Source organism: Erwinia sp. AC075 (assembly GCF_979253995.1).
The window spans coordinates 3,904,807-3,928,652 of record NZ_CEEDEU010000001.1 but is presented as its reverse complement, the minus strand read 5'-3'; the positions used below and the strand labels follow the sequence as shown (position 1 = coordinate 3,928,652).

The window sequence follows — 23,846 nt, the reverse complement described above, 5'->3', positions numbered from 1 at the left end:
AAAGCATTCGTTAAAGAAAATGACCGTGCCGTTCAGGACTGAAAACACCCTGCCGCATTGCCCGGCAGGGTGTTTTCACTGTTACTGCTGTTGTGCAGGCGTAGCCAGCTTCTGCTTCGCATCCGTCTGCTTACGCATCGCTGCAACCTGCTGCGGCGTCACTTCAGCGGCCTGATTGCCCCACGAATTCCGCACATAGTTCAGCATATCGGCCATCTGCTGGTCATTCATCTTCCAGTCAAATGACGGCATGCCGGCAGCGGTCTGGCGATCCGCCGTGTGCGGCGCGCGCGCGCCGTTCAGCAGCGCGTTAATCATGTTCGTTGGGTCATTCAGCATTGAGCCGTTACCGGCAAAGGCTGGCACCATGCCGTGGATCCCCTCGCCCTTCACGCCGTGACAGGCGGAGCAATCCACTTCATATCCCAACGCCGCTTTTTTGCTGCGCGCTTCATCCATCACAAATGCCTTGGGTGCAGGCGTGTCGGATGCCGGAAGATGCTGCAGATACGCAGCAACGGCTTTCAGGTCGGCATCGTTGAAGTACTGCATCGAATGCTCAACCGCTTCCGCCATCGGGCCTGCCGCCACGCTTTTGCCATCAGAACCGGTTTTCAGGTACTGCTGGATCTGCTCGCTGTTCCAGCCGCCAATGCCGGTATGCGCATTCGGGGTGATGTCCGGTGCGTACCAGTCTCCCAGATTGCCGCCCTGCAAATATTGGCTGCTGATTTCCCCGCCAAGCGCGTTGCGGGCGGTATGGCAGACGCTACAGTGCGCCGGGCCGTCGACCAGGTATTTCCCGCGATTGATCTCATCCCAGTCGGCGCTGCTGCCGCTGGCGGTTTTCAGGCTTTCGGGCTTAAAGCCGCTGTTATCAAAGAACAGCAGGTTCCAGCCCGCCATCGCCAGGCGAATGTTGTAAGGGAAATTCATGCCGCCATTTTCGTCGATGTTGTTTTTCACCGGCTTCAGGGTCGACATCCACGCCCACAGGTCATGCATATCCCGATCGCTCAGCTTGGCATAGGCGGTATACGGCATCGCCGGATAGAGGAAGCCTTTTGAGCCACGGCCCAGACGCACCGCATTGTAAAAATCATGCTCGGTCATACCGCCAATACCGGTTTCGCGATCGGGGGTGATATTGGAGGTTTTCAGCTCGCCAAACGGCGTGTTGATTTTGTAGCCGCCAGCAAAGGTCTGCTCGTGACAGGCGGCACAATCGCTCAGCCGCATCACGTATTCACCGCGCTTGATCGCCGCCGCATCGGTGCTGTGGAAATCCGCCAGCACCGTTTTATTGTCGGCAACGTCAGAGCGTGAGCTGTCCATCACCATCCACAGCCGGCCAGACACGCCAATCCCGGCCAGTACGGCCAGCGCCGCCAGGCTGTAAGTTACTTTCTTTTTTATGCTCATGATTACGCCTTCACCAGCGGGGCAGGATTTTTAATGTAGGTCTCATGGATCGCGCGGGCAGCACGCACGGCCAGCGCCCCGACCGTGATGGTGGGGTTGTAGCCGCCATTGTTCGGGAAGGCGGACGCTCCCACCACAAAGACGTTATGCACGTCCCAGCTTTGCAGGTAAGTGTTCAGCGCGGAGGTGGTCGGATCGGCCCCCATCACCGCCCCGCCGATAGTATGGGAACTGTTCTGCCGATATGGGTTCCAGCTGCCGTCGGTCTGGTTTTGCGAGGTGATATCCTTGCCGCCGGTCTGCTTCATAATCTCTTTCGCCTTATCCAGCACGAAGCGCGACATGTTGGTGTCGTTCTTGTTCCAGTCAAAGGTCATGCGCAGCAACGGCTGACCGTGGCGATCCTTATACTGCGGATCGAGATCCAGATAGGCCTCGCGAACCGGCATTGAGGTGCCCTGGCAGAAAATGGTGCCGGCGCTCTGGTAGTCGCGCGCGTAGCCCGCTTTCCATTCGCTGCCCCAGCGTTTGGTGCCCGGACGCAGGTCGTCCATATGCTGAATTGGGCGGCCATCGGTCGAGAAGCCCATGATCCCGGCACCGCCGATAAAGTCGAGGTTGCTGTGATCGAAGTTATCGCCGTTGAAGTCGTCGATCTGCACCGCCAGCGCGCCGCCGCCGATAAACGGGTTCATAAACTCGCCGTCAAAGAAGCCGGTGACGGTGGCGCAGGTCTGGTAGTTATAGTTGCGTCCAACGGTGCCTTTGCCGGTTTCGACGTTGTACGGCTCGCCGATTTTCGACAGCAGCATCATGCGCACGTTGTCCATCTGATAGGCAGTGATGCACACCACGTCGGCAGGCTGGAAGCCCTCTTTGCCATCGTGGGTGATAAAGCGCACGCCTTTCGCCGTTTTGCCATCGTCATGCTTGATGACCTGCAACACTTCGGTTTCGGTCAGCACGGTAAAGTTAGGGCGACGCATCAGGGCCGGGAGAATACAGGCCTGAGGCGAGGATTTACTGAAGTTGCCGCAGCCGTGGAAATCGCAGAAGCCGCAGTAGGTGCACGGGCCCATGGTGACGCCCAGCGGGTTCACATAAGCCGAAGAAAGGTTGCCCGCCGGAATGGTGAAAGGATGGAAGCCCATCTGCTCGGTGGTCTGGCGATATTTGCGCATCCAGTGGGTGTCTTTCAGCGGCGGCGTGGGGTAGTCGCGGCGGCGCGGCCCTTCGAAAATGTTGCCGTTGGGCTGCGGCTTGCCCTGCAGATTGCCGGCGATACCGGAGGTTCCGGCGATGCGCTCGAAGCGATCGTAATACGGCTCCATCTCGTCGTAAGTCACGCCCCAGTCCTGCAGCTGCAGACCCTTCATCTTGCTGGCACCGTAGCGCTCGCGAGTTTGGGTGGCGATTTCAAAATCCCACGGCGTAAAGCGCCATGACATGCCTGCCCAGTGGGTACCCGCGCCGCCAACGTTCCAGCCAAACTGAAACGCGCTCCAGTTACGCACCGGTGCGGCATCCTGCTGGCTGTTGTTGCGGAAGGTGGTGGTCTCAACGCTCATCGGCTGCAAAATTTCACGACGCGTATGGTAGCGCAGCTCGTCCGGGTCAACGGAGACCGGGAAATCCGTGGAGGTGTCGCGCCAGGCGCCGCGCTCAATCGCCACCACGTTGAGGCCTGCACGGGTTAATTCTTCAGCCATCACCGATCCGGCCCAGCCTAATCCGACAATAACGACGTCGGTCTTTTCTCTAATTTGTGACATCACTCAGCTCCGGACATTAATCATTGGGAATAAGGCTGACGGGAATTAACTGCAGGTTTTCACCGCGACGATCGATATACTGGCGGTAGTCATAGCGTGCGCCGGGGAAACCAATCATTTTCCAGCCGGCCATGGTTTTATTGCCGCCATACAGCGGATCGGCAAGATAGCTTTCGCGGACGTTTTGCAGCATTAATTCAAAAAACGCCTGGCTGTTGACGTCACTGCCGAGGTTAATTTTTCCCGCTTCCATATCCGTCAGAAAACTGTCGATCTGCGGCGCTGTCAGGCTGTAAAACGAACTGTGATGATGCACCTGCGCCCAGGCTTCCAGCGCCCGTAAACCAGTGATGTAACGTTCGCGAGGCGTGGTCAGGAACTGCGCGCTGCCCATGATTTTTTCTTCATTTTCGGGACGCAGCGGCCCGTCGAGATACAGTGCGGCACCGGAGCCGTAAGTGCCGGCCAGCTGGTCATCGATAAACTCAATGGCACCTTCCTGACTGGCGGACGGGCCGTGATCATCAGCGGGGATCAGGCGATCGCACACTGCCGCCAGGTTTTTGCGGTCGGTTTCACTGGTCAGCACGCGATATCCGCCCTGCATGGCCGGGACCGGCACCGCATCGGCGCTGAGCCGGGTAACCAGCGGCACGTTATTCAGCTCTTTGGCCGAGAGTTTCGGCGCGATAGTGAACGCGCCAACCAGCGAACTGATGGAAAAGAGCGCTTCTCTACGATTCATATCTGTTTCCTTGAATAGCACGAATGATTGTCATAGCTTCCGGAACGCAGGCAATAGCTTTCCGACCCCGTTAAAAAACAGGGAGAATTAACCTTTAAAAACGGTTTTTTTATTTTTTTACGGCGAAAGCCATCGACTCTTGATTATTCAAGAGTTAGCAATGCGTTCGCTGAATTTATAACTGCCCGATGGTTACGGTCTGATTTGTGACATTGATATTCCCGGTGTTATTTAAATGACATCGATATTAGCGGGGTAAGAGCCTTTCTTATTATTGGTTTCTGTCGCTTACTGTTTTGTTGCGTAATTAATTTCATCCTGTAAGCATCCCGCCAACCCTATCGGCGCAGACGGGAGTTACGGCTAGCGTTTAATATGGCTTCCTCTGATCACCAGACCATCCTGACGCCATTCCGTTTGCTCAGTGGCAATGCCTTTGGTCACCCGGTTGATCGCCTCGACGATCATCACATCCGTATTCTGGTTCCAGGTGGTCAGATCCCAGACCGGCGAGTCCGCCTCATCGATACCGTCAAATCCGACCACGGCAATGCTGTGTATCGCGCCGGATTCATACAGCGCTTCCAGCGCACCGATGGCCAACGTATCGTTTTCGCAGAACATCGCGTCAACCCGTTCAGCCACCGGGGTTGTGCGCAGATACGCCTGCATCATCAGATACGCTGCCTTGCGTTCGTACCGGCCGGTGGTCAGCGTCAGATCGACCTTGCGATCGTGCAGCGCCAGCTCATGCTGATAGCCATCCTTACGCAGCAAGTGCTCGGACTCGGTGTCCGGGCCTTTCATATAGCCAAAGGTCTGATAGCCCTGAGCGATTAGCAGCTGGCCGATTTCCCGCCCTGCCCTGAATCCATCAATGTTGATCACCTCAACGTTGCGATACGCCTCGCTGTTACGACACACCTGGATCAGCGGCACCGAGTGAACGCTATGGGCAATGTTATGCAGCTCCTGGGTCAGCACGTTGGCAAAAAACAGGATGCCGTCAATCTGTAGCTGATCGGCCATCTCGATCACCGACTGGTAGTTCTCTCCAGCGGTAATATTCAGCACCAGCGTCAGATAGCCGCGCGACTGGAGCTCTTTGGTCACCGTATCCAGAATCTTCATGGAGTGCGGGTTTTTCAGCTCATCAATGGCCACGCCAATGATATGCGTATTTTTCTTGGTCAGGCTGCGCGCCAGTAAGTTGGGGCGATAGCCTAACTCCGCCGCCGCGGCCAGCACCTTCGCCTTGGTCTCGGGAGCCACGTAGGTTCCCGGCGTAAACGCGCGTGAGACGGTCCATTTCGACACGCCAGCCACTTTCGCCACCGCGCTCGCGTTGGCTTTTGCAGGTTTTAACGGTTTTTTCTCAGTAGTCATGCCTTCGCTTCGTAACGGGTATCAGGAGATAGCCACATTAAACGTCAAAGCAGACTGAATTTATACGTTGCTGCACCGCACGCCGCCATTCGATGGAAAAACAAGCAATTTGGGGCAGAACGTAGCGAAAACCTTTAACTCGTTGTTGAGATTATGTTAATTCAAAAGCGCGTTTGCAAACACTTTCTGCACCTGGGTGCAGAAATGGACGCATAATTAACGCGACAATTTATTAATTTTGTTAGCTGATAAGGAGTTACGGCGGCAACGGACGATCCTGGTTCACCGTTCTCATTACCAGGGTCGAGGTTAAGCGTTGCACAGCTGCTGAAAAGCGGGCAGGTCGCGGGTGGTGAAATGCAGCAGGTAATCCGGGTGGAATCATGCAGTGTGAAGAACACATGGACCGAGAAATTTTAGACCATAAAACCCGGGGCCAGATGCCATCAATAACCGCGGATCACGCCACTGTGAGGCGAGTGTTTAAGATTTTGCGCGTTACACCACCTCCACTCTATTAAACCACAAAACTTCATAGGGAATTTCGGGGTCACAAAAGGGCTATTTTATTGTAAACTGCCTGGACGATGAGCAGATGATGGCCAGGGATATGTCAAAATTAAGAGAAAAAATCATTAAAAATGGATTTACTGCGTTTGAGCTTATGGTTCTTGCTCGCAAATACAAAAACCTAAAAAAAGTATACCACCCAAATTTGACCAATGAAATCACTCTGGAAAGCGTCATCGCAGAGGAAGCCAGAAAATCCATTTCTTTGACAAAATACTATTTGGCAGCGGTGCTGGTCTCAGGTTTAGTTGCATTCATGTTTGAAAGAGCAGATTACCTTTTTATGCCAGTGGCGTTCTTGATTTTAACCATAACTGATATCTCCTCATCAGCAAAAAGTGGCAATCGAAAAATCACCACCGAATTCAAGCTTATGTTACTTGCCATTAAATTAAGGTTTTAGTCTTTAAGACTAAAAGAGTCATCATATTGATAGTCACCATCATAAAACTTTGCTTTGAAAGTTTTAGCTGAATCAGCTGCAAAATATAACTTCATAAATCCATTTTTACTGGACCATTTCGATATATAGTCACTACTGACATTTTTGAATAGTTTCCCGGTTCCGGGCTGGTCCCCATAATATTTTTTAATGAGCCTTTTTGGGCTTTGCGCCAATACTGGAGTTCTAAGTGCAGCATAAACAGTCAATGAAAATTCGACACTGCTAAAACCTAAATCGCCTGCATCATCAGATAAGCCAGCAAGCTCAGCTGCTTTGCGATACAAGCTTCTTAAAGGCCCTGACTGACTATGCTCATAAATGAGCGGAGATGCCGATTCAAAGGCATTATTTAAACCATAAGCTACAAGAACGACTCCAACACCTTGAAATCGTCTCATGTGTAGACTTTTACCAAGTTTAGCTAACTGCATCCCTCCCCAGGCTTCAATGCCGCCAGCCACAATGCCACCACCAACCTTGGCATATTTAATAATACCATGCTCTTCAAAAACATCAGTGATAATGTATGTGACATGGTCTTTCATCCTGAGTATTTGGTATTCTCTCTCAGTAAGAGATAGTTCATCTTTAAGACGTTCGATAACATTATTTTTTACTGACAGCTCTAATGATGAGTGAAATTCATCCTCATAATTCCTAATGCTATCTTCTATTTCGCGGATGTATTCAATACGATTAAAAGCATCTTTAATAAGAAAAGTCGCAGCCAGGTTAGCCACTCTTCTTAACTCACTAATATACCTATCAAGATCATAGCGCAGGTGAGAAATCGCTGGTGTGCCCATGACATGCTCCTTTCTTTCAGAAATAGGACGTTGAATTCTTTATATCCCATCCCATGCGGTTCTCCGCCCCTTTTCCACCTACGGCACCCTGCTCCCAATATTGAAATTTAACTCTGTCAGCCTGGAATTCATACTCAACGTCGGTCGTAGAGCCATTATCTCTGAAAAGAACTTCCATCACGATGACATTTTCGAGCGTCACCCTATAATATTCAATCTGAGTCCCTCCTGCTTTACATGCTGACAATGTGACAGTTTTAATTCGATTGCCATTTGAAGCATATAACAATGCCCCTGACGTTGTTTTATCTACCTGGCAATGTACAGTGAGGTTATGGTACTGAGTTTTACCTTTTCCTGCACCATCTCCCTTTCGCTTTGTTCCCCAAATGTAGGAATCCACATCGGTCCAACCGATATGTTGGCTGTCTTGAGATTCCCCAATAACACCATCAATTTTTAAGAAAAGATTATTCATTAGATTGCATCCTTACAATAATTGAATTATTAATAATAAAGCATTCAGACTTAGTATTACAACCATAATCAACAAAAAATAGTTAATTTTTTTCAAGCGCACCCGGAATGAATATTCAGTAGAGGTATAATTATAAAACCAAAGTCAGTAAACAAAGAAACAAATAAGCACCCACGATATCAAAAAAAGCAATCCTATAAATATACCATTTATTAATTTCTCAACCATTTGTAAGGTTGTATATAAGCGGTTCTATGAACCTGTAACAGCGCGTAGCAATTAATCGTGGATTGCCCATTACTACTACGGTTAAAAAATCTGCCCTTTAACATTCCCAGTAAAAAACTATAAGCAGAATACGATTCAAATATGAAAGACACATCCGCCGCCGTCCGATAACTCGACGTTCAATTTTAGCTTACCTCCCATTTTTTCGATGTGATGCTTCATGGCTCCCAGCTTTAGTTCGCTCCCTTTCTGCTCAATCCGGGCCACGCTGGCTGGGTGAACCCTGGAGCCCTTGCCAGTTTAAGGGGACGCCGATGGTTGAGCGCGGCAGAACGTGTCAGGCTGACGGTCGGATTTTTCACGAAAGCAAAAGCATGTTTCGGTTAATTATGTCTATCTTCGCAAGCCCGGAATCTCTCCTGGAGGTGATGAGCCGGCAGGATATTATTGAGTCAGTGGAAGATGGAGACAGGATAATCATCGACAGGGACGGAAACGCGTCGGTTAATTTCAAAAGTGACGAGGTGCGTCAGGATTTTCTGCGTCACGTTAATGCACTGAAGCGAGCCTGATATGGGAACGGCAATTTTTATGGTTTTGATGGTCTGCGGCTACTGGTATACCAGCCGCGACCTGTCCACGCGTTTTAAAATCAAACGTTCCTTTGGATGGGACGTGTATTTCCTGGTGGCGCTTTACGGCTGTATTTTTGTGCTTCAGGGGGTTATCGCCACCGGGCTTATCTGGCTGGGCCTGCTGGCTGCATCCGGTATCAAAAATGCCCTGTATTTTATACCGGGTGAGCATGTCCGCTGGCAGATAGACTTCATGACATGGAGTTTTCTGGGTATCCAGGCTCCGGTTGTGATCATGCTGTCTTTTGCCGTGGTTTTCTGTCTGTATCGCTCTAACTGGGCTGGTAGCGCACGTCTTGACGGTAGCGGCAGAAAAGCTCTTTATCAGCGCCTTTCGCGTTCAAATGGTTTGGAGCAGTTGCTGTATCAGTGCATGGAGGAGGGAGAACTGGCGTGGGTAACGCTAAAATCTCGTCGAATCTATATCGGTATGATCCACACCGCGATGTTCGAACAGGAAAACACGGCCAACATCGTGCTTATCCCGATGCTCAGTGGATACCGGGACGGCAAAACCCTGAACCTGTGCATTGAACACAATTACAGCGCCTGGTATGCAGAACACGGTATCACGCTGGATTCAGAGCCGCGCAACGCCATGGCTTTTCGCAAGGTCATCATGCTTAAGCAGATTGAAAGCCTTTCGCTGTTCGATCCCGCCAGTGCCAGTGCTCTGGCCCCTGAGGGCGAAAAAAGGATTTAAGGATCGCGGCGCAATTTCGTTAAGTCCGGACTCTGCTGCGTTAGCTTTCCACCGTCAGTAAAAACGGCTTAAAGCCCGCTACGGAGGTCTGATTCGCGATGAGGCAGGAGGACCGGTACTGCTGACAGGGTCTGGCATCATTATTGTTATCCTGGGGCAGAACACCCCAGGATAACGTGAGTAACGGAATTACGCCTGATGAGACAGAAGTTGCGTATCGCCCTGTTCAATCGGGATACGGCGGGGTTTTGCACTTTCCGGTACTTCCTGCTCAAGTGCCACCCGCAACAGGCCATTCTCAAGCCTTGCCCCGGTCACCTTCACATGCTCAGGAACGGTAAAGCTCAGACGGAAGTCAGCCTGATGTATTCCCCGGTGAAGCCAGGATGGGCCAGCCTCTTTTTCAGCATCAGCGTCAGCCTTGTTGTTACCGGCTTTGCGTCCGGCGACCGTCAGCTGGCCTCCTGTCACTTCAATCTCGAGTTCAGATTGCGTCCAGCCCGGTACGCTGACGGTCAGGGCATAGTGCTCGCCGTCGAGCTGCTGCAAATCATAGGCGGGAATAGACGCTGCGCTGGCATCGCCGGTCAGCTGGCTGAACAGTCTGTCCATACGGTTAAAGCGGTCAGACAGTATCGCGTCACTGAAGAAAGGAGAAACGGGAAAATTGCGTAGATTCATAATGATAATCCTCTGAATAAGGGTTCATCCAAAAGTTCATCGAAGCGGGGCGAGCCCCGGTCATGACTATTTATATAATCTGCTGTCGGATTTTCAAGACTCTCAAAAAAAAATTTTTTGGGCTCTGTCGTTACGTCATTCCCTCCCCCTCAAGACGAGCGGGACCGGCGTGAAACGGGCATAAAAAAACCCGCACAAGGCGGGTTTTTCTACGTTAACTGAAGCTTAACTGCTCAGGCTGTTGCCGTCATCGCTGTTTTAAACTCCGGTCACGGACCGAATTACATCGGTATGACATTTACCGCTGACGGGCCTTTGGCACCATTCTCCACGGAGAATTGCACTGTCTGACCTTCATCCAGGGTTTTGAAATCATTGCTCTGAATGGCGGAGAAGTGTACGAACACATCCTTGCTGCCATCCTGTGGAGAAATAAAGCCAAAACCTTTATCAGCGTTAAACCATTTTACTAAACCAGTCATTGAATCAGACATAGATACTTCCTTTATTTTTTTTGGCCACATGAGTGGCGAACGTGGTCTGTTTTGCAGAGATGAACTTATGGTGCATTTAGGAGGAGACTCACGAGGAAGGGTATCTTGGGATAACGCCTGAACTGAGGACTGCTTTACTAAAACTGCTTTCATAAGGTCTGTATAACAAACCGATAGATGCATACTACGCTTCACCGGGTGCTAAACGCAAGCGGTAATGAAATAAAAATTCCAGTTACCATGCTGACGGGAATTTTTTTCCAGTTCAGTGCCGGACAAGGAGTAAAAGCCCAGACAGTGACAATCCAGGCTTTTATATTCATAATATTCAATAGCTTATTTACATTATGGCTCTGTAGATAAAAGGGGGCTAAACCGTCAGTATCACGCTTCCCGTTGTACGTCCGGCCTCGAGGTCAGCGTGGGCTTTTGCCGCCTCCATCAGGCTGTAATCCGCTCCGATTGGATTTTCCAGCCCATTCTGAAGAGCCGCCATCAGGTCGCTGGCCCCCTGCCTGTAAAGTTCCGCGTCGTCAGCATAGGCCATTGAACTTGGCCGCATCAGAGCGATAGAGCGGGCGAAGCCAAGTTCCTCTACACGCACCGGTGGTACAGGTCCTGCCGCCTGCCCCAGACTTGCCACTGTGCCAAAAGGGCGTACCACGCCGAGCGTTGCAGCGAGCATAGCGCCTCCAATGCCATCAATGGCAAGATGCACCCCGCGCCCATCCGCAATCTCGCGTACGGTTTCAGCCCATGCCGCATCGGTGTGAAGAAGCACTTCAGCGGTACCTGCAGCTTGTGCAATTTTCATTTTTTCCACTGACCCCGTTGTACCAATCACCCGGGCACCTTTCAGGGTTGCCCAACGGGTGACAATCTGCCCCAGGCCGCCCGCGGCGGAATGCACCAGCAGCCAGTCTCCTGCTTTAACGTTGCGTACCTTATGAAGCAACATATGAGCGGTGAGACCTCTCAGCATCGTGCTTCCGGCGGTGCGAATAGTTATTCCCTCGGGTATTTTTATCAGCCGGCTTGCGGGAATATTTCTGCGCTCGGTATAAGCCCCCATCGGGTTGCCGGTATAGGCAACCCGGTCGCCTCGGGTAAATGCGCGAACGTTCTCCCCGACGGCGATCACCCTCCCGCCGCCTTCAAACCCTGGCACGGCCGGAGAAGATGACTGAGGGTAAAGCCCTGAACGGAAGTAAATATCCACAAAGTTGACGCCTATTACCTCATGTTGGATCTGAACGTCATCGGGGCCCGGTTCACTCAGGGTGATTTCAATTGCTTTCAGGACGTCGGGACCGCCCGGCTGACTGATTACGATGGCTACTGACATAGTCTGTCCTCACTGTTTGAGTGAGAAAATTATAAAGTCGTTTATCTCAGGAAAAATACGGGTATAAAAGACCCATATATGTGTAAAAACGCACAAGGAGAAGGTGAATGGACTGGCAGGATTTACATTACTTTCTTGCGCTGGCCCGCAGAGGTTCCATGTCCGCTGCGGCAAAAGAGCTTCACGTCGATCATGCCACCGTCAGCCGCCGCATCGCCGCCCTCGAAAGGTCGCTCGGACTTCGTCTGACGGAACGTTTGCCCAGGCGTACCGCGCTGACAGAACAGGGCAAAGTCATTGCCTCTGTCGCTGAAGAAATGAACCGGGTGTCAGACCGGGTAAAAATACAGGCTACGTCGCTCTCTGCCGCGCCCGCTGCTGTTATCAGGGTTAGCGCATCTCCGGCTGTCGCAGCGCTGCTGATTGCGCCAGCCGTGGCCGACTTTACGCAAACTCATCCGAATATTTCGCTCTCCTTATCAGGAGCATCCCATCAGGTTCAACTGAACAAAGGCGAGGCGGATATCGCGGTACGTCTGACAAGACCAGAGGATCCCGACCTGTTAACACGCCGGATCGGGACGATGCGTTTCGGCCTGTATGCTTCACCTTCCTGGCAGGACAGGCCACCCGAAAGTTGGTTATTCATTGGTTATGAAACGTCGCTGGATTATGTGACGCAACAGAAATGGCTGGAGTCCCTGCTGAACGGACGGCGGATTATATTCAGGGCCAGCGACCTGATGGCCCAGCAGCAGGCCGCCAGGAGTGGGCTTGGCGTGGTGACGTTACCCTGTTTTATGGGGGACAATGACAGCTCTCTGATAAAACTGGCTGTAGATTCTCCTCCCCCAGGCAGAAGTATGTGGCTGGTTGCCTATCCCGAGTACCGACGCGATCCCTCCTCTGTTAGGGTGATGGAGTTTCTGGCTGACGTTGTTGGAAAGGCATGTCCGCCTGACGATGCCCCTGAAACAGGACTGTAAGTGACTTCATTAACGGAGCAGGTAGACCTTGATTCTGGTTACTTGCGTATCGTGATGTTGGGAAAAAGATAAATTTCGAGGATTTGTTGCAAAAAAAGTGAGTATTAATAATGATTGCTTTGATTGAAAAACGCATTACAAAATAATTAGTTAAAGTAGCCGACCAACATTTCCCCCGTGATATTAAAACGTTAACTTTCTCGAACTGGCAGAATCTTAGTTTCTAATTTATTTTTAATACTCCTTAAAGATGAAAGGTGATGTTATGGAAACCATCATGGAAAACGATTTTGCGAACGATTTATCAGAATTCGTCGGCACGCACTTTGTATATACCTATGATAATGGCTGGAAGTATGAATGGTACGCCCGTAATGATAATACCTGTGATTACCGGATCCATCAGGGGCTGGTTGGCGGGCGCTGGGTGACAAATCAGAAGATGAACGCGGTGCAGTTTGCCCCAGGCATTTATAAAGTCGACTGGCACGAACCTACCGGAACCTGCGTCAGCCTGCTGTTCGACATCAAAAGAAAGGTTATCCACGGCACCATCTTCTTCCCTCAGTGGATAGCTGGCGAAGGTCAGCATCCGGAGAAGACTATTTGTTATCAGAATGAATTTATTGAAGATATGCACCGTTTCCGTGATGAGGGACCGGCCTATCCCTATGTCGTCATACCGGAGTTTGCAAAGGTGACGTACATGAAAAATGAAGGGCCGGATAACGATGAAGTCATCAACATGCCACCGGGGCAACTTCCTTCAGACTTTTTTGAAGGAAAATAATTTTCATTGGCGATAGCAATACACATTGAGATGAGAATTAACAGGGGAGCAATTCCCCCTGTGTAAAATGCGCTTATCTCGCCACCATGCAGACTTTTACATCCCTCTATTAGCGAAGTTCCTTCTCACCTCGATTTAAATCGACCGCTTTTAACCAGATTCGGCCAGACCTGGAAATTAACGCCATATCTATTCAAAAAAACTTTTGTTTTTTATAAGGTTGCAATACCGTAAATTCCTAATAGTAAAAATAGTTGCGTTTTCATTGATAAATATCAAGAAACCTTAAATTTTATTGTGTAATTATTGTTCGCTTACTGATTGAGGTTTTAATGAATACAGCCAGATATTACTACTTGGTAAGTAGTTTAAACGCTTGGGTTTTACATAAAAAAGGTTGTGAACAGGTTACTGCAGCAAGATTCAGAATATTTCTTGGCAGTATTTATACAGATTTTCAGGCCAGCGGAATTGCACAGCAGCGGGTGCCAGAATTTAGCCTGTGTGAGGACTGTATGAATAGTTAATGAGTGAGTTTTAACAGTTTACCAGCATGATAAAAACCTCTTCCGGTATGGAAGAGGTTTTTTTCGTTCACATAAAACTACTATCTTTCTGTGGGCGATTTTTTATTTTGAGATTAATTTAATCTTGCGCTCGCTTCCTTACAAATCTGAGCAGCTGAAAAATATAATAGTGACTGGGATCAAATAATTTTGTCTGTTCCCGCCTGGCCAGTTTTTCGTTCAGCCCCCGCTCCTGGCCCCGGAAACCGACACACACCTTATACTGCAAAAAACAGCTCGCAGACGGTCTGCTGTACCACCGATGGTATTCACGCCCGGATGCCTCTTCAGCCGTCAGGCTCCGTGCGGCGGCAAAGAGTGCCATGGCAGGCCGGCATGCTCAGACGCTGGGGTGAAATCACAGGTCTTGTCACTCAGAACCTTAATAATGATTTGAGTATTATAATATTCAGATCCTGGTATTCCCGAGAAAATAGAATGAATCACACTGACTGGCAGAAATTTTTCCTGAACGATCTTCCCCTGACGTTCCTGGGTGAAGTGGCGTTACGCGTGTGTATTGCTTATGTGGTGGTTTTTATCTTTCTGAAAATATCTGGCCGGCGTGGCGTCCAGCAGCTCTCCCTCTTTGAAGTGGTCATTATTCTTACGTTGGGATCGGCTTCAGGTGACGTGACCTTCTATGATGATGTGCCCGTGCTGCCTGTGATTATGGTCTTCATTGTACTTCTCATCCTTTACCGTGCCACTACATGGTCTATGTCCCGCTTCACTGCTGTAGCCCGCCTGGTTGAAGGCGAGGTCATCACGCTGGTGTCTGACGGGCGCTACGTGGTGGAAAATCTGGACCGGCTCAATATTTCCCCGAACGAATTTTTGATGGAACTGCGTCTGAAAAACATAGAGCATTTGGGCCAGATACGTCTGGCCCTTGTGGAGGTTGACGGGCAGCTCAGCATCTATTGTTTTGATAATGAATTTGTCAGACCCGGCCTGTCGGTCCTGCCACCTGAGCATCGCCGAAGTTTCCCGGAAATTCAGGCTGCCGGCACCTATGCCTGCAATCATTGCGGCAGTGTTGAAGAACTTGATGTGAAGGGTGTTCACCTCTGCTCCCGGTGCGGCAAGGATTTATGGTCTGTGGCGCTGAATACCCTGCGTACTGGCTGAAAGCAATGTGCAAGGGTGCGTGTATAAATCTTATTATCTGGCCAGGAACGAGGGGATACCGACTCATCGGGCCGCCAGATCAGGGAATGCAGGATTAAAGGTGAGGCATCTGAACCTTCCCGATGCCGTCGGCTCAGCTTATCCGGTACTGTTATGCAGGTGCGGGAGGTTGCTGCTCCACATCCCTACTGATATTTAAAGAGGCTTTCCCGCGCAATGTTTTTCATTTTTACTTCACACATAATATCGAAATCCTTAAATGACAGAGCCCACTCGTTTAGATCCTCATTAAAATAATAGTTTGAATGTGCCCGCAGTTTCATTTTGGACAATTGCAGCGATTCCTGATCGGGAAATCCGCGCTCAGGAATTAATCCCTCCTGTGACACTGAGTAATGTAAAACGGGTCTCACTCCCCGCCAGGATTCTTTAATTAAAGCAATACGCTCATCATCTGGTTTTATGAACTGGTTTTCTTTTACCCAGTGATGGTGAATATCCAGTACAATCGGACACAACTTTCTGGCCTGCAACACATCGTCCAATGAGCAAGAAACTTCATCGTTTTCAACGGTAAGCATCAGCTTAGCTTCAGGGCTCAGTCGCTGAAAAGCGGACCTGAATCCTTCAAATCCTCCCCGTCCGTTCATATGTATATTAATTTTAAAATCCTGAAAATTTTTCCCGTAACCGAGCAGCCTGGCGCATAAAACATGGTATTCGATGTCTGCCAGCGAGCGGTCAACGACCTCCGGTGTTTCGGATGCAAGTACAGTGTATTGCCCGGGATGAAATGAGAGACGTATGCCGTTGGTGCGCGCGCGTTCACCGCACGCCGAGAAAAGCGGTTTAAGTTGGAGTAACAGCCGCTGATAATGGATGCCGGCTTCAGGAACGGTAAACAAGGGGAGCAAATCGCTACCTATTCTCATCATTCTTAATGCCTCGGGCAGTTGCGCCAGCTCATCAAAAATGTGCGACAGCTGGGCAAGGTTGTGTGTGGCACACTCAAACAGCAATTGCCCCTGTTTTTTCTCATCAAGGTTGAGAAATCGCTTTCGTGTTGGTGACTTAAAGGGCCATGGCTGCTTTAAATCCGCGTTAAGGTACTTGCAGGCAAACCCTAATTTCATCACTGTTCCTTTTCATAATTTCAGATAATTGTATCAACTAACCTGAATTTTGCACGGTCAGAAATGTTTTTATTAATTGAATAGTCATTCACTTTTTTTCAAATATTTTTTCACTATTTTATTTCTAATTTTTATTAAATTCATCTGACTCTTTCAGCAGAACGCTGAACGCAATAACGATATATTCCTATTCAAAACGCATATTCAGGCAGGCCTTAAAAGACAAGGACAATCGCATTAACCCTGTAAATACAGGTTTTATGAATGTGATCGGATGAGCAGGGATCAAGTTTGGAAGATGCTGATTGGCGGAAGATCACAGGAGTCGAACCTGCCCGGGACCGCTGGCGGCCCCAACTGGATTTGAAATCCAGCCGCCTCACCGGAGACGACGATCTTCCTCTTTGAAGAGGCGCAGAGTATAGCATTGTGTAAAGCTGAAATTCAGCCCTAACCTCGTCGCAATCTGGCTTTCGTTAAGCGCATCCCACAATGACGAAAGGCAGCCACGGTCAGTGCGTGAAAACCACCCCGTAATGCCTTTGCAATGCTTTTTTCCCTGCTTCAGTGAACCTCACTTCCCGATAACCTTCAATGCGCACCAGCCAGCCCTGTGCCTCAAAGGCGAGGAATAACGCCGCGCCGGCATCCCCTCCGAGGTGAAAACGCCGCTCGCTCCAGTCCAGACAATCGCAGCACGGTTTCCGCTTGGTTTTGGGATTAAGCACTGCCCCGATGCTTTGAAAATGGTGCAGTCCGGCCTGAGTTATCGTACTGCCGTCAGCTGTAATCCAGTGGTTGGCCTTCATACAGGCATAAAGTTCGACCGCGATTTCCCCCGCCAGATGGTCATAACAGGTACGGGCGCGCCGTAACGGGAGCGGCGCGCGCGTCTCAGGCGTGCGGATATGTTTTACCGACATGCCCATAATGTTTTCCAGCAGGCTGGCAACATCGCTGCCTGCCAGGCGGTAATAACGGTGCCTGCCCTGCGAGAGACACACCGTTAAACCACTTTGCAGTAGCCTCGCCAAATGCCCGCTGGCAGTGGAGGTGGCAATATCGGCCACGGCGCTCAGTTCGGTCGCTGTCCATGCCCGGCCATCCATCAGTGCGCAGAGTATTCTGACTCTCGACGGGTCAGAAATGGCACTGGCGATAGCCGACATGGCGTGTTCCAGCGATACGGCACCGTCATCCGTGTTAGCTAAACCCGGCAGGCTCATGCAGAAGGGATTTCCCATGGTTGAGTGACCTGTGCGGCCAGTTCATTATTGTCTGTCAGTAATATTAACTGGTTGTGGTGATCGCTGTACTGGACCAACAGATTTATTCCGTTGCGGGCAATCACGTCCATGATTTCGCCCAGTTCTCCAGGACGTTCCTGCCGGAGCTTACGGATCACCGGTTTAACCACCGCATGCACCGAGAAACCGGCATTAACCAACACCTCTCGGGCACGCTCGCCATCCTCCACCAGATAATGCGCATGGCTTTCACTGCCGACGGAGAACGCGCCGCCGCCTTCCAGGCCGACACCATTGTTACCCAACGTGGTGCCCATTGAGGCCAGCGAGCCCGGCATATTGGTCAAAACAACATGGATATCATACATCTGCATGGCTTCCTGATTCTGATGAGTAGTCTCTAATCACGCTGGCAATACGAATACGGTAATACGCGAAAATGGTGGCTTTGCCCTCTTCCTGCGCTGCCCTGTGCCGCTGATTTTTCTTCCAGCTCAACACCGACGCTTCATCGCGCCACCAGGAGAGCGAAAGAATTTTGTCGGGGGTGCTCAGGCTCTGAAAACGCTCGATTGAGATAAAACCGTCCACGTCGGTCAGCTCCGGTTTAAGCTCCGTGGCTAATTGGAAATAGCGCGCCTGATGTTCAGGCACGGCATCGGCTTCAAAAAGTACAGCAATCATCAGGTAACTCCCTTGGTGGTTGATGTCTGCCAGTGTATTCAGCGGCAGGCACGATGCTTCGCTGCCCAACGAAATGTCGATCGTCTCACCCGGACAGGATCATGTCCGTTTTTGGCCTTCTTTGACCTGCCCTTTCCCGCCATCATTGGGCTATACCCTCTTCCAGTGGAGTCCGTAAATGTCCAATACCGTCCTTTTAGTGATTGACGCGCAGCAGTCCTTCTATCATCGTGGTTACCAGGATACGGTCGAGATGCCGGCGTTTGAACGCAGTATCAGCGCGCTGATTGGCGGCTGCCATGTTCGTGGCATTCCGATTGTTGATGTGTTCCATGTGGAAGATCATGGCCCGTTTTCGCTGGCCTCCGGCCTGGTTGAGCGTCTGCCGTTCCTCAACCATAAGGTGGCGAAAACCGTTCAGAAACGGGTGCATAACGCGCTGACCGAATCCGGGCTGGAGCCATGGCTGCGCGAGCAGAAAATCGATCATGTGATTATTTGTGGTCTGCGCACCGAACAGTGCTGCGAAACCACCGCCCGCGTGGCGTCCGATCTGGGGTATAAGGTGACGTTCGTGACCGAAGCGACGCTGACCTTCCCGATTAGCCATAACCGCATCACGCTGAGTATCGCTGACCTGCGTCATCATACTGAAGCCGTGCTGATCAACCGATTCGCCTCCATCCGTACCGTGGAGGAGTGTCTGCAGGAGTTGCCATAAGATGACTATCCCGGTGTGGTTTTTGATGGTGCCAGGCATTGTCTCGCTGGATGTGACCGGCCCGGCGGAAACGCTGAAGCTGGCAGCGGGCGCGTTCTCGCTGCGCTATATCGGCCCGGAGGAGAGCATCATGACCTCCACCGGGATGACCGTCAGCCGCATCGAGCCGTTGCCCGATCGCCTGCCCGCCGGGAGCCTGCTTATCGTGCCCGGCGTGGAGGATTCCAGTCGCGGGTTTGATACGCCGCAGGGCGTGGCCGCGCGCAACTGGCTGATGCGGCAGCAGCCGGATATCCATGACCGCAAGATTTCGCTGGTGTGCGTCTGTTCCGGCACCATCCTGGCGGCAAAAGCCGGCCTGCTGAACGGCGTGCAGTGCACCAGCCATCATGAAGTGATCGCCCGCCTGAAAAACGCCGATCCGACGGCGATCGTGAAGGAAAACCGCATCTTTGTTGAAGATCGCGGCATCTGGACCAGCGCCGGTATTACCGCCGGCATCGATCTGTCGCTGCACCTGATCCACCAGCTGTGCGGCTCGCAGACTGCGCTTAACGTCGCGCGTGAAATGGTGGTCTACTTCCGCCGTTCGGGTGAGGATCCGCAGCTTTCGCCCTGGCTGCGCTATCGCAACCATATGCATCCGGCCATTCACCGCACCCAGGATTTGCTGGTTGTCCAACCCGAACGGGAGTGGCAGCTGGAGGAGATTGCCGGCAAGGTGCATATCAGCCCGCGGCACTTAACGCGGCTGTTCAGGCAACATCTGGGCATCAGCGTGCGCGATTATCACGAACAGCTGCGCATCGCCATCGCCCGCCAGCGTCTGCAACAGGGTGAAGGGGCCGAAAAAGCCGCGTTGTCTGCCGGGTTCTCGTCATCGCGCCAGCTGCGTCGGGCATTGCAGCGCTGGGAGGCGCCTTAGTCTTCTGTCAGTTAACCCGCATCAAAAAAGGGCGGCCAGATTTCTCTGTCCGCCCTTCTGTTACTCAGCCTTGAAATTTACTTCTTCACGCTCTCGATAAAGGTTTTACGGGCGGTTTTCGAGCCCAGACGCTCCGCTTCATCCAGCAGTTTCAGCGCTTTATCCACGTCTCCGGCTTTGACGGCCTTCTTAATCGACTCGTTAAACCAGGCATCCGAATCGTCCAGCATCGGCTCTGACGGTTTGGCCGGTGCGGCTGGCGCTGGCGCAGGTGCCTGCGTGCTGCCAACCACCACCGGTGCTGCTTCGGCCGGTGCGGATGACGGGAAGATCTGCCCAATCATCACGTTACCGGCTTTCTGCTCGGCGGTGACCTTCAGGCTCAAGGTGCCGGTTGGCGTATGACGCGCCACAGGGTCCGGGATATCCGGCACCGCGTTGCCCACGCCAGCAGCATAGGCTTTGGCCGGGTTAACCATCTGCGTGGTGGCATCCAGATCGTTGCGGGTGGTGTACACCAGCAGGTAAATTTGTTTCTGCCCCAGCGCCGGGGTCAGCTTCAGCGTCCCTTCCAGCCGGTCGCTGGACACAATGCCCGGCTTCTCGTAAGGGAAGTAGCTGGAAGGATAAAAGGCCGCCGGACGCATCTGCTCATCCAGCACCAGAACATTTGGCGCATACACGGTTTTGCCGGTGGCGATACTGGTCAGGGTAATCTCCAGCGAACCCCGGTCGGCAGGCAAGGCGAATGCCGCCACCGCGCCCTGAATTTGCCCCTGATTAATCTGTGCGCTGGACATCCCGAGCGTCACATCCTGCGTCACTGGCGGCACCAGCGGCGTCCACGACAGGTTGCGTAAGGTCTGGCTTGCAATCGCCGGAGCGGTATTCGCATCATTCTGCGCCGCATTCACCACCGCAGGTGCAGCAGTCAGCAGGCTCAACGACAGACACAGTGACAGCAGATTCTTTTTCATCATTGTTTCCTTTGAAATCACCCTGAAGGCTGGCGGTTATATACGGATAACCCACCAGCCAGCACATCATGTTTTTTCTACTCTACCCCTGCCACAAAACCTCAAAGTCATTTGAGTTGCTCAGGTGCCCGTCAGTGCAAACTCAGAAGGCGGTAAATTTTTTAATACCCCTGCCACAAAACCTCAAAGTCATTTGAGTTGCAGGAAGGCGGCAACCGAGCTCATCCCCGGGAGCATACATAAGTATGTGACCGGGGTGAGCGAGGGCAGCCAACGCATCTGCGGCTCAAAAGACGAAGAGGTTTACCACCAGACTTCCATCTGGGCGCCAAACGTCACCTCATCGTCGTTCCCTCTGCTGAACGTCCGCGCACTGGTGTCGTTCATCGCCAGGCCGTTATCCACGCCCGCATCGGTGTCGTAGCCCCACTTCTCATCCCACTTGGCATAGGTGGCAAACAGGCGGATCGCCGGACGGGACCAGATGCTGTCGCCCGCCTGCCACTGCTGCGCCAGGGTCAATTTGTACTGGCCGTTGCGGTCGCCGGTACGCTGGGACTTCACGTTGTCGTAACCCGCTTCCAGCAAGGTGCTCATGATCGGCGTCCATTTGTACATCGGACGCACGCCGACGGTGTACCAGGTGGTGCCGTTGTTGTTGTCACGGTCGGTATCCTGATACATCGCCACGTACATCAGGCCCCAGGTATCGTTAAAGTCGATGGCACCGTGGTCCAGCACGCGCAGCATGTTGCCGTTATTGTTGATTGCGCCGCCGTTAGAGTGGCCGTTGGATGAGCCGGTGTTCGGATCGGTCATCGAGTCCGCCGCGTACTGCACGACGAATTTGTTGTAGCCGTTATAAATGCTCTGCGTGTGTTCTGCGGTCAGTAACCAGCCATCTTTGGTGGCATTGTCATCCAGCGTATAGCCGTCACGCGCGTTGGCGCGGCCGTAGTCCACACCCAGCTCCAGCACGCCGCCAGGGTTGGTTTCAATCCCGGCCAGACGGACGTCGAACACGTCGTTAGAGGTCGGCAGTTCGTTACGCTGGTCGGCGATATAGCCAAAGGAGCCGCCGCTTTCGGTGTTACGCGTGGCGGCGATTGAAAGCTTACCAAAGCCGACATCCACATCTTCCAGACCGGCACCGGGACCGGAAATGTCCCAGTAGTAGAAGTCGATCATATGCACGTCATGACGCTGGTAGAAGCGCTTACCTGCCCAGAGGGTGGAGCCTGGTAACCATTCGATCAGGTTCTTACCTAACACGTTGGCTTCACGGAAAGCCGGATCGGTTGCTTCCCAGTCATTCTGCTGTGAAACGGAGTACGCCACGTTACTGTTGAAATAGAAGCTCTTATCGCCCTGTTTCCAGATTTCCTGACCCAGTCGTAATTCGGCATAGGTTTCGCACTCGTTACCCAGACGGTATTTACTCTCCGCCCCGGTCGCCTTGAAACATTGCTGCTCGCCGCCGCTGCCAGACCAGCCAATACCGGAACGCGCATAACCGGTGAAATCCACCGCCATTGCCTGTGTGGAAAGGACGCCTGCAGCCACTGCCAGCGCCAGAGAGGAATTACGTATTGTTATCATCATCTTCTCCTGTAGGGGGACATGTGCATTTAAACGCCCGGCTCCGGGTGTAACCGGCGACAGGCCGTCCCGTCTTCACGGAACAGATGACAGCGGTGTGGCGGCAGGCCGATAGCGAATGTTGCACCTTCTTCTACCAGCACCACGTCGTTCTGGCGGTAAACCAGGTTTTGACGAATTGCCGGAATCTGGATGTGGATCTGTGTTTCGTTGCCGAGCTGCTCGACCACCTGCACTTCGCCGGACAGCGCAATTTCCGCGCGGTCGCCGGGCAGCAGGTGTTCAGGGCGGATGCCCAGCGAAAGGTTGCTGCCGACAATCACCTCACTGCCGGATACCGACAGCCAGACCCACTGGCGATCGGGCAGCTCGACCTGCACGCGGTCAGGCTCAGTGGCCACCACTTTTACCGGCAGAAAGTTCATTTTCGGCGAGCCAATAAAACCGGCGACAAAGCGGTTGGCGGGATAGTGGTAAAGCGCCAGCGGCTTGCCAATCTGGGCGATCTTGCCGGCGTTCAGCACCACGATTTTGTCGGCCAGCGTCATCGCTTCAACCTGATCGTGGGTGACGTAAATCATCGTGCGCTTCAGACGCTTATGCAGTCGGGAGATCTCAATGCGCATCTGCACCCGCAGCGCCGCATCGAGGTTAGAGAGCGGTTCATCGAGCAAAAACACCGTCGGCTCTGCCACCAGCGTGCGGCCAATCGCCACGCGCTGACGTTGCCCGCCGGACAGCGCTTTCGGGCGGCGGTCGAGCAGGTGCGCCAGCTGCAACACTTCGGAGACCTGGTTCACCCGCCGGTCAATCTCGGCTTTTTTGGTGCGCGACAGCTTGAGGCCAAACGACATGTTTTCGGCTACCGACAGGTGCGGATAGAGGGCATAGGACTGAAACACCATGCCGATCCCGCGGCCGGCAGGCGGCACCTCATTCATGCGCTGATTGCCAATCTTCAGCTCACCGGCGGTGATCTCCTCCAGCCCGGCGATCATCCGCAGCAGGGTGGATTTTCCGCAGCCCGATGGCCCGACGAAGACCACGAACTCGCCTTCTTCTATCTCCAGATTGATGTCGCTGGAAATCACGGTCTCACCGAAGGCTTTATATACGCCGCTGAGGGAAACGCTCGCCATCTGGACTCCTGTGAATGTGGACGACTGAATGCCACGCAGCATGACGACATCCCCGGCGGGCGTAATCCTCCGGCGGCGGGATTTTTGTGGGGGAGGAGCAGGGAGGATGAGAAGTCGCGGCGCGGGCCGGAACGGGCCGGGCAAAAGCGCGTTTCGTGATCTGCGCTGCAAAAAACGATGGCGAATAACGGCGCGCAGGCGGGATTACTGAAGGCATTGCTAGCGGCGTCACAATCTG

General features: G+C 52.3%; 24 protein-coding genes, 1 tRNA gene and 1 pseudogene. 8 read left to right on the top strand and 18 right to left on the bottom strand.

The annotated features are described in order from the left end of the window. Window positions 1-81: 81 nt before the first annotated feature. From AC0IXH_RS18425 to AC0IXH_RS18405, 5 genes and pseudogenes are all read right to left on the bottom strand, one after another. Window positions 82-1,422, bottom strand: coding sequence for a c-type cytochrome (locus AC0IXH_RS18425; protein WP_471720820.1), 1,341 nt, complete (start codon window positions 1,420-1,422; stop codon window positions 82-84). Between the two features lie 2 nt (window positions 1,423-1,424). Next, the gene (locus tag AC0IXH_RS18420; RefSeq protein WP_471720819.1) at window positions 1,425-3,194 is read right to left on the bottom strand and encodes a GMC family oxidoreductase; all 1,770 of its coding nucleotides are present in this window, start codon (window positions 3,192-3,194) and stop codon (window positions 1,425-1,427) included. A gap of 16 nt (window positions 3,195-3,210) precedes the next feature. Next, window positions 3,211-3,939, bottom strand: a complete 729-nt coding sequence (locus AC0IXH_RS18415; RefSeq protein WP_471720818.1) for a gluconate 2-dehydrogenase subunit 3 family protein — start codon at window positions 3,937-3,939, stop codon at window positions 3,211-3,213. A gap of 363 nt (window positions 3,940-4,302) precedes the next feature. After that, window positions 4,303-5,325: a LacI family DNA-binding transcriptional regulator gene (locus AC0IXH_RS18410; protein ID WP_346600291.1), complete on the bottom strand. Its 1,023-nt coding sequence runs from the start codon at window positions 5,323-5,325 to the stop codon at window positions 4,303-4,305. 256 nt (window positions 5,326-5,581) lie between these two features. Further along, a pseudogene (locus tag AC0IXH_RS18405) lies at window positions 5,582-5,700 on the bottom strand (AsnC family transcriptional regulator); the annotation flags it as partial. 220 nt (window positions 5,701-5,920) lie between these two features. On the opposite strand from AC0IXH_RS18405, the gene AC0IXH_RS18400 reads away from it, so the two are divergent. Next, a complete protein-coding gene (locus AC0IXH_RS18400; protein WP_471720817.1) occupies window positions 5,921-6,298 on the top strand; it encodes a hypothetical protein in 378 nt (125 codons plus the stop codon). Here the strand turns inward: AC0IXH_RS18400 and AC0IXH_RS18395 are convergent. Further along, on the bottom strand, window positions 6,295-7,146 hold the full coding sequence (locus AC0IXH_RS18395) for a DUF4225 domain-containing protein (protein ID WP_471720816.1): 852 nt from the start codon (window positions 7,144-7,146) through the stop codon (window positions 6,295-6,297). The genes AC0IXH_RS18400 and AC0IXH_RS18395 overlap by 4 nt on opposite strands. Before the next feature lie 16 nt (window positions 7,147-7,162). Next, on the bottom strand, window positions 7,163-7,624 hold the full coding sequence (locus AC0IXH_RS18390; protein WP_471720815.1) for an Hcp family type VI secretion system effector: 462 nt from the start codon (window positions 7,622-7,624) through the stop codon (window positions 7,163-7,165). A gap of 602 nt (window positions 7,625-8,226) precedes the next feature. On the opposite strand from AC0IXH_RS18390, the gene AC0IXH_RS18385 reads away from it, so the two are divergent. Both AC0IXH_RS18385 and AC0IXH_RS18380 read left to right on the top strand, forming a co-directional pair. After that, a complete protein-coding gene (locus AC0IXH_RS18385) occupies window positions 8,227-8,424 on the top strand; it encodes a hypothetical protein (protein WP_471721163.1) in 198 nt (65 codons plus the stop codon). Between the two features lies 1 nt (window position 8,425). Continuing rightward, window positions 8,426-9,190, top strand: coding sequence for a hypothetical protein (locus AC0IXH_RS18380; RefSeq protein ID WP_471720814.1), 765 nt, complete (start codon window positions 8,426-8,428; stop codon window positions 9,188-9,190). Between the two features lie 189 nt (window positions 9,191-9,379). Here AC0IXH_RS18380 and AC0IXH_RS18375 read toward each other — a convergent pair whose 3' ends face one another. The 3 genes from AC0IXH_RS18375 to AC0IXH_RS18365 form a co-directional block, all read right to left on the bottom strand. Then, window positions 9,380-9,871: an Hsp20 family protein gene (locus tag AC0IXH_RS18375; protein ID WP_265909145.1), complete on the bottom strand. Its 492-nt coding sequence runs from the start codon at window positions 9,869-9,871 to the stop codon at window positions 9,380-9,382. 281 nt (window positions 9,872-10,152) lie between these two features. Then, window positions 10,153-10,365 carry a transcription antiterminator/RNA stability regulator CspE gene (gene cspE, locus AC0IXH_RS18370; RefSeq protein ID WP_013204444.1) on the bottom strand — a complete coding sequence of 71 codons (213 nt, stop codon included), beginning with the start codon at window positions 10,363-10,365 and terminating at the stop codon, window positions 10,153-10,155. A gap of 370 nt (window positions 10,366-10,735) precedes the next feature. Further along, on the bottom strand, window positions 10,736-11,710 hold the full coding sequence (locus AC0IXH_RS18365; RefSeq protein ID WP_471720813.1) for a quinone oxidoreductase family protein: 975 nt from the start codon (window positions 11,708-11,710) through the stop codon (window positions 10,736-10,738). Between the two features lie 107 nt (window positions 11,711-11,817). On the opposite strand from AC0IXH_RS18365, the gene AC0IXH_RS18360 reads away from it, so the two are divergent. The 3 genes from AC0IXH_RS18360 to AC0IXH_RS18350 all read left to right on the top strand — a co-directional run bounded on the left by AC0IXH_RS18360 (window position 11,818) and on the right by AC0IXH_RS18350 (window position 15,183). Beyond that, on the top strand, window positions 11,818-12,696 hold the full coding sequence (locus AC0IXH_RS18360) for a LysR family transcriptional regulator (RefSeq protein WP_471720812.1): 879 nt from the start codon (window positions 11,818-11,820) through the stop codon (window positions 12,694-12,696). A 265-nt stretch (window positions 12,697-12,961) separates the two neighbouring features. Continuing rightward, window positions 12,962-13,486 (top strand): phenolic acid decarboxylase, encoded by a 525-nt coding sequence (locus AC0IXH_RS18355; protein WP_471720811.1) that lies wholly within the window; start codon window positions 12,962-12,964, stop codon window positions 13,484-13,486. Between the two features lie 1,004 nt (window positions 13,487-14,490). After that, window positions 14,491-15,183, top strand: a complete 693-nt coding sequence (locus AC0IXH_RS18350; protein WP_013204447.1) for a DUF421 domain-containing protein — start codon at window positions 14,491-14,493, stop codon at window positions 15,181-15,183. 185 nt (window positions 15,184-15,368) lie between these two features. Here the strand turns inward: AC0IXH_RS18350 and AC0IXH_RS18345 are convergent, their stop codons facing one another. From AC0IXH_RS18345 to AC0IXH_RS18325, 5 genes are all read right to left on the bottom strand, one after another. Next, entirely contained in the window at window positions 15,369-16,316 is a 948-nt protein-coding gene (locus tag AC0IXH_RS18345; RefSeq protein WP_346568804.1) for an apurinic/apyrimidinic endonuclease family protein, read from the bottom strand. A gap of 306 nt (window positions 16,317-16,622) precedes the next feature. Then, window positions 16,623-16,717, bottom strand: a tRNA-Sec gene (locus AC0IXH_RS18340). A gap of 111 nt (window positions 16,718-16,828) precedes the next feature. Then, complete coding sequence (locus tag AC0IXH_RS18335) at window positions 16,829-17,560, bottom strand: ArsR/SmtB family transcription factor (protein WP_471720810.1); 732 nt, start codon at window positions 17,558-17,560, stop codon at window positions 16,829-16,831. After that, the gene (locus AC0IXH_RS18330; protein WP_471721162.1) at window positions 17,539-17,931 is read right to left on the bottom strand and encodes an amino acid-binding protein; all 393 of its coding nucleotides are present in this window, start codon (window positions 17,929-17,931) and stop codon (window positions 17,539-17,541) included. Before AC0IXH_RS18330 ends, AC0IXH_RS18335 begins: the two co-directional genes overlap by 22 nt. After that, window positions 17,924-18,247 carry an antibiotic biosynthesis monooxygenase family protein gene (locus AC0IXH_RS18325; RefSeq protein ID WP_013204463.1) on the bottom strand — a complete coding sequence of 108 codons (324 nt, stop codon included), beginning with the start codon at window positions 18,245-18,247 and terminating at the stop codon, window positions 17,924-17,926. Before AC0IXH_RS18325 ends, AC0IXH_RS18330 begins: the two co-directional genes overlap by 8 nt. Before the next feature lie 178 nt (window positions 18,248-18,425). Here AC0IXH_RS18325 and AC0IXH_RS18320 point away from each other — a divergent pair, with 178 nt between their 5' ends. After that, complete coding sequence (locus AC0IXH_RS18320; protein ID WP_053141212.1) at window positions 18,426-18,968, top strand: isochorismatase family protein; 543 nt, start codon at window positions 18,426-18,428, stop codon at window positions 18,966-18,968. 1 nt (window position 18,969) lies between these two features. Beyond that, the gene (locus tag AC0IXH_RS18315) at window positions 18,970-19,893 is read left to right on the top strand and encodes a GlxA family transcriptional regulator (RefSeq protein ID WP_471720809.1); all 924 of its coding nucleotides are present in this window, start codon (window positions 18,970-18,972) and stop codon (window positions 19,891-19,893) included. Window positions 19,894-19,970: 77 nt separating this feature from the next. On the opposite strand, the gene malM is transcribed toward AC0IXH_RS18315, so the two are convergent. From malM to malK, 3 genes are all read right to left on the bottom strand, one after another. Continuing rightward, window positions 19,971-20,870, bottom strand: a complete 900-nt coding sequence (gene malM / locus AC0IXH_RS18310; protein ID WP_041692462.1) for a maltose operon protein MalM — start codon at window positions 20,868-20,870, stop codon at window positions 19,971-19,973. Window positions 20,871-21,173: 303 nt separating this feature from the next. Continuing rightward, window positions 21,174-22,472: a maltoporin gene (locus tag AC0IXH_RS18305; protein WP_173363020.1), complete on the bottom strand. Its 1,299-nt coding sequence runs from the start codon at window positions 22,470-22,472 to the stop codon at window positions 21,174-21,176. A gap of 26 nt (window positions 22,473-22,498) precedes the next feature. Further along, window positions 22,499-23,608, bottom strand: coding sequence for a maltose/maltodextrin ABC transporter ATP-binding protein MalK (gene malK, locus AC0IXH_RS18300; protein WP_346596044.1), 1,110 nt, complete (start codon window positions 23,606-23,608; stop codon window positions 22,499-22,501). Window positions 23,609-23,846: the final 238 nt, after the last annotated feature.

Coding starts and splice junctions, on each gene's coding strand:
- malK (WP_346596044.1), bottom strand. CDS start 23,608: ATGGCGAGCGTTTCCCTCAGCGGCGTATATAAAGCCTTCGGTGAGACC.
- AC0IXH_RS18320 (WP_053141212.1), top strand. CDS start 18,426: ATGTCCAATACCGTCCTTTTAGTGATTGACGCGCAGCAGTCCTTCTAT.
- AC0IXH_RS18375 (WP_265909145.1), bottom strand. CDS start 9,871: ATGAATCTACGCAATTTTCCCGTTTCTCCTTTCTTCAGTGACGCGATA.
- AC0IXH_RS18335 (WP_471720810.1), bottom strand. CDS start 17,560: ATGGGAAATCCCTTCTGCATGAGCCTGCCGGGTTTAGCTAACACGGAT.
- AC0IXH_RS18425 (WP_471720820.1), bottom strand. CDS start 1,422: ATGAGCATAAAAAAGAAAGTAACTTACAGCCTGGCGGCGCTGGCCGTA.
- AC0IXH_RS18380 (WP_471720814.1), top strand. CDS start 8,426: ATGGGAACGGCAATTTTTATGGTTTTGATGGTCTGCGGCTACTGGTAT.
- AC0IXH_RS18390 (WP_471720815.1), bottom strand. CDS start 7,624: ATGAATAATCTTTTCTTAAAAATTGATGGTGTTATTGGGGAATCTCAA.
- AC0IXH_RS18355 (WP_471720811.1), top strand. CDS start 12,962: ATGGAAACCATCATGGAAAACGATTTTGCGAACGATTTATCAGAATTC.
- AC0IXH_RS18360 (WP_471720812.1), top strand. CDS start 11,818: ATGGACTGGCAGGATTTACATTACTTTCTTGCGCTGGCCCGCAGAGGT.
- AC0IXH_RS18350 (WP_013204447.1), top strand. CDS start 14,491: ATGAATCACACTGACTGGCAGAAATTTTTCCTGAACGATCTTCCCCTG.
- AC0IXH_RS18365 (WP_471720813.1), bottom strand. CDS start 11,710: ATGTCAGTAGCCATCGTAATCAGTCAGCCGGGCGGTCCCGACGTCCTG.
- AC0IXH_RS18410 (WP_346600291.1), bottom strand. CDS start 5,325: ATGACTACTGAGAAAAAACCGTTAAAACCTGCAAAAGCCAACGCGAGC.
- AC0IXH_RS18325 (WP_013204463.1), bottom strand. CDS start 18,247: ATGATTGCTGTACTTTTTGAAGCCGATGCCGTGCCTGAACATCAGGCG.
- AC0IXH_RS18400 (WP_471720817.1), top strand. CDS start 5,921: ATGATGGCCAGGGATATGTCAAAATTAAGAGAAAAAATCATTAAAAAT.
- AC0IXH_RS18330 (WP_471721162.1), bottom strand. CDS start 17,931: ATGTATGATATCCATGTTGTTTTGACCAATATGCCGGGCTCGCTGGCC.
- AC0IXH_RS18420 (WP_471720819.1), bottom strand. CDS start 3,194: ATGTCACAAATTAGAGAAAAGACCGACGTCGTTATTGTCGGATTAGGC.
- malM (WP_041692462.1), bottom strand. CDS start 20,870: ATGAAAAAGAATCTGCTGTCACTGTGTCTGTCGTTGAGCCTGCTGACT.
- AC0IXH_RS18415 (WP_471720818.1), bottom strand. CDS start 3,939: ATGAATCGTAGAGAAGCGCTCTTTTCCATCAGTTCGCTGGTTGGCGCG.
- cspE (WP_013204444.1), bottom strand. CDS start 10,365: ATGTCTGATTCAATGACTGGTTTAGTAAAATGGTTTAACGCTGATAAA.
- AC0IXH_RS18395 (WP_471720816.1), bottom strand. CDS start 7,146: ATGGGCACACCAGCGATTTCTCACCTGCGCTATGATCTTGATAGGTAT.
- AC0IXH_RS18385 (WP_471721163.1), top strand. CDS start 8,227: ATGTTTCGGTTAATTATGTCTATCTTCGCAAGCCCGGAATCTCTCCTG.
- AC0IXH_RS18345 (WP_346568804.1), bottom strand. CDS start 16,316: ATGAAATTAGGGTTTGCCTGCAAGTACCTTAACGCGGATTTAAAGCAG.
- AC0IXH_RS18315 (WP_471720809.1), top strand. CDS start 18,970: ATGACTATCCCGGTGTGGTTTTTGATGGTGCCAGGCATTGTCTCGCTG.
- AC0IXH_RS18305 (WP_173363020.1), bottom strand. CDS start 22,472: ATGATGATAACAATACGTAATTCCTCTCTGGCGCTGGCAGTGGCTGCA.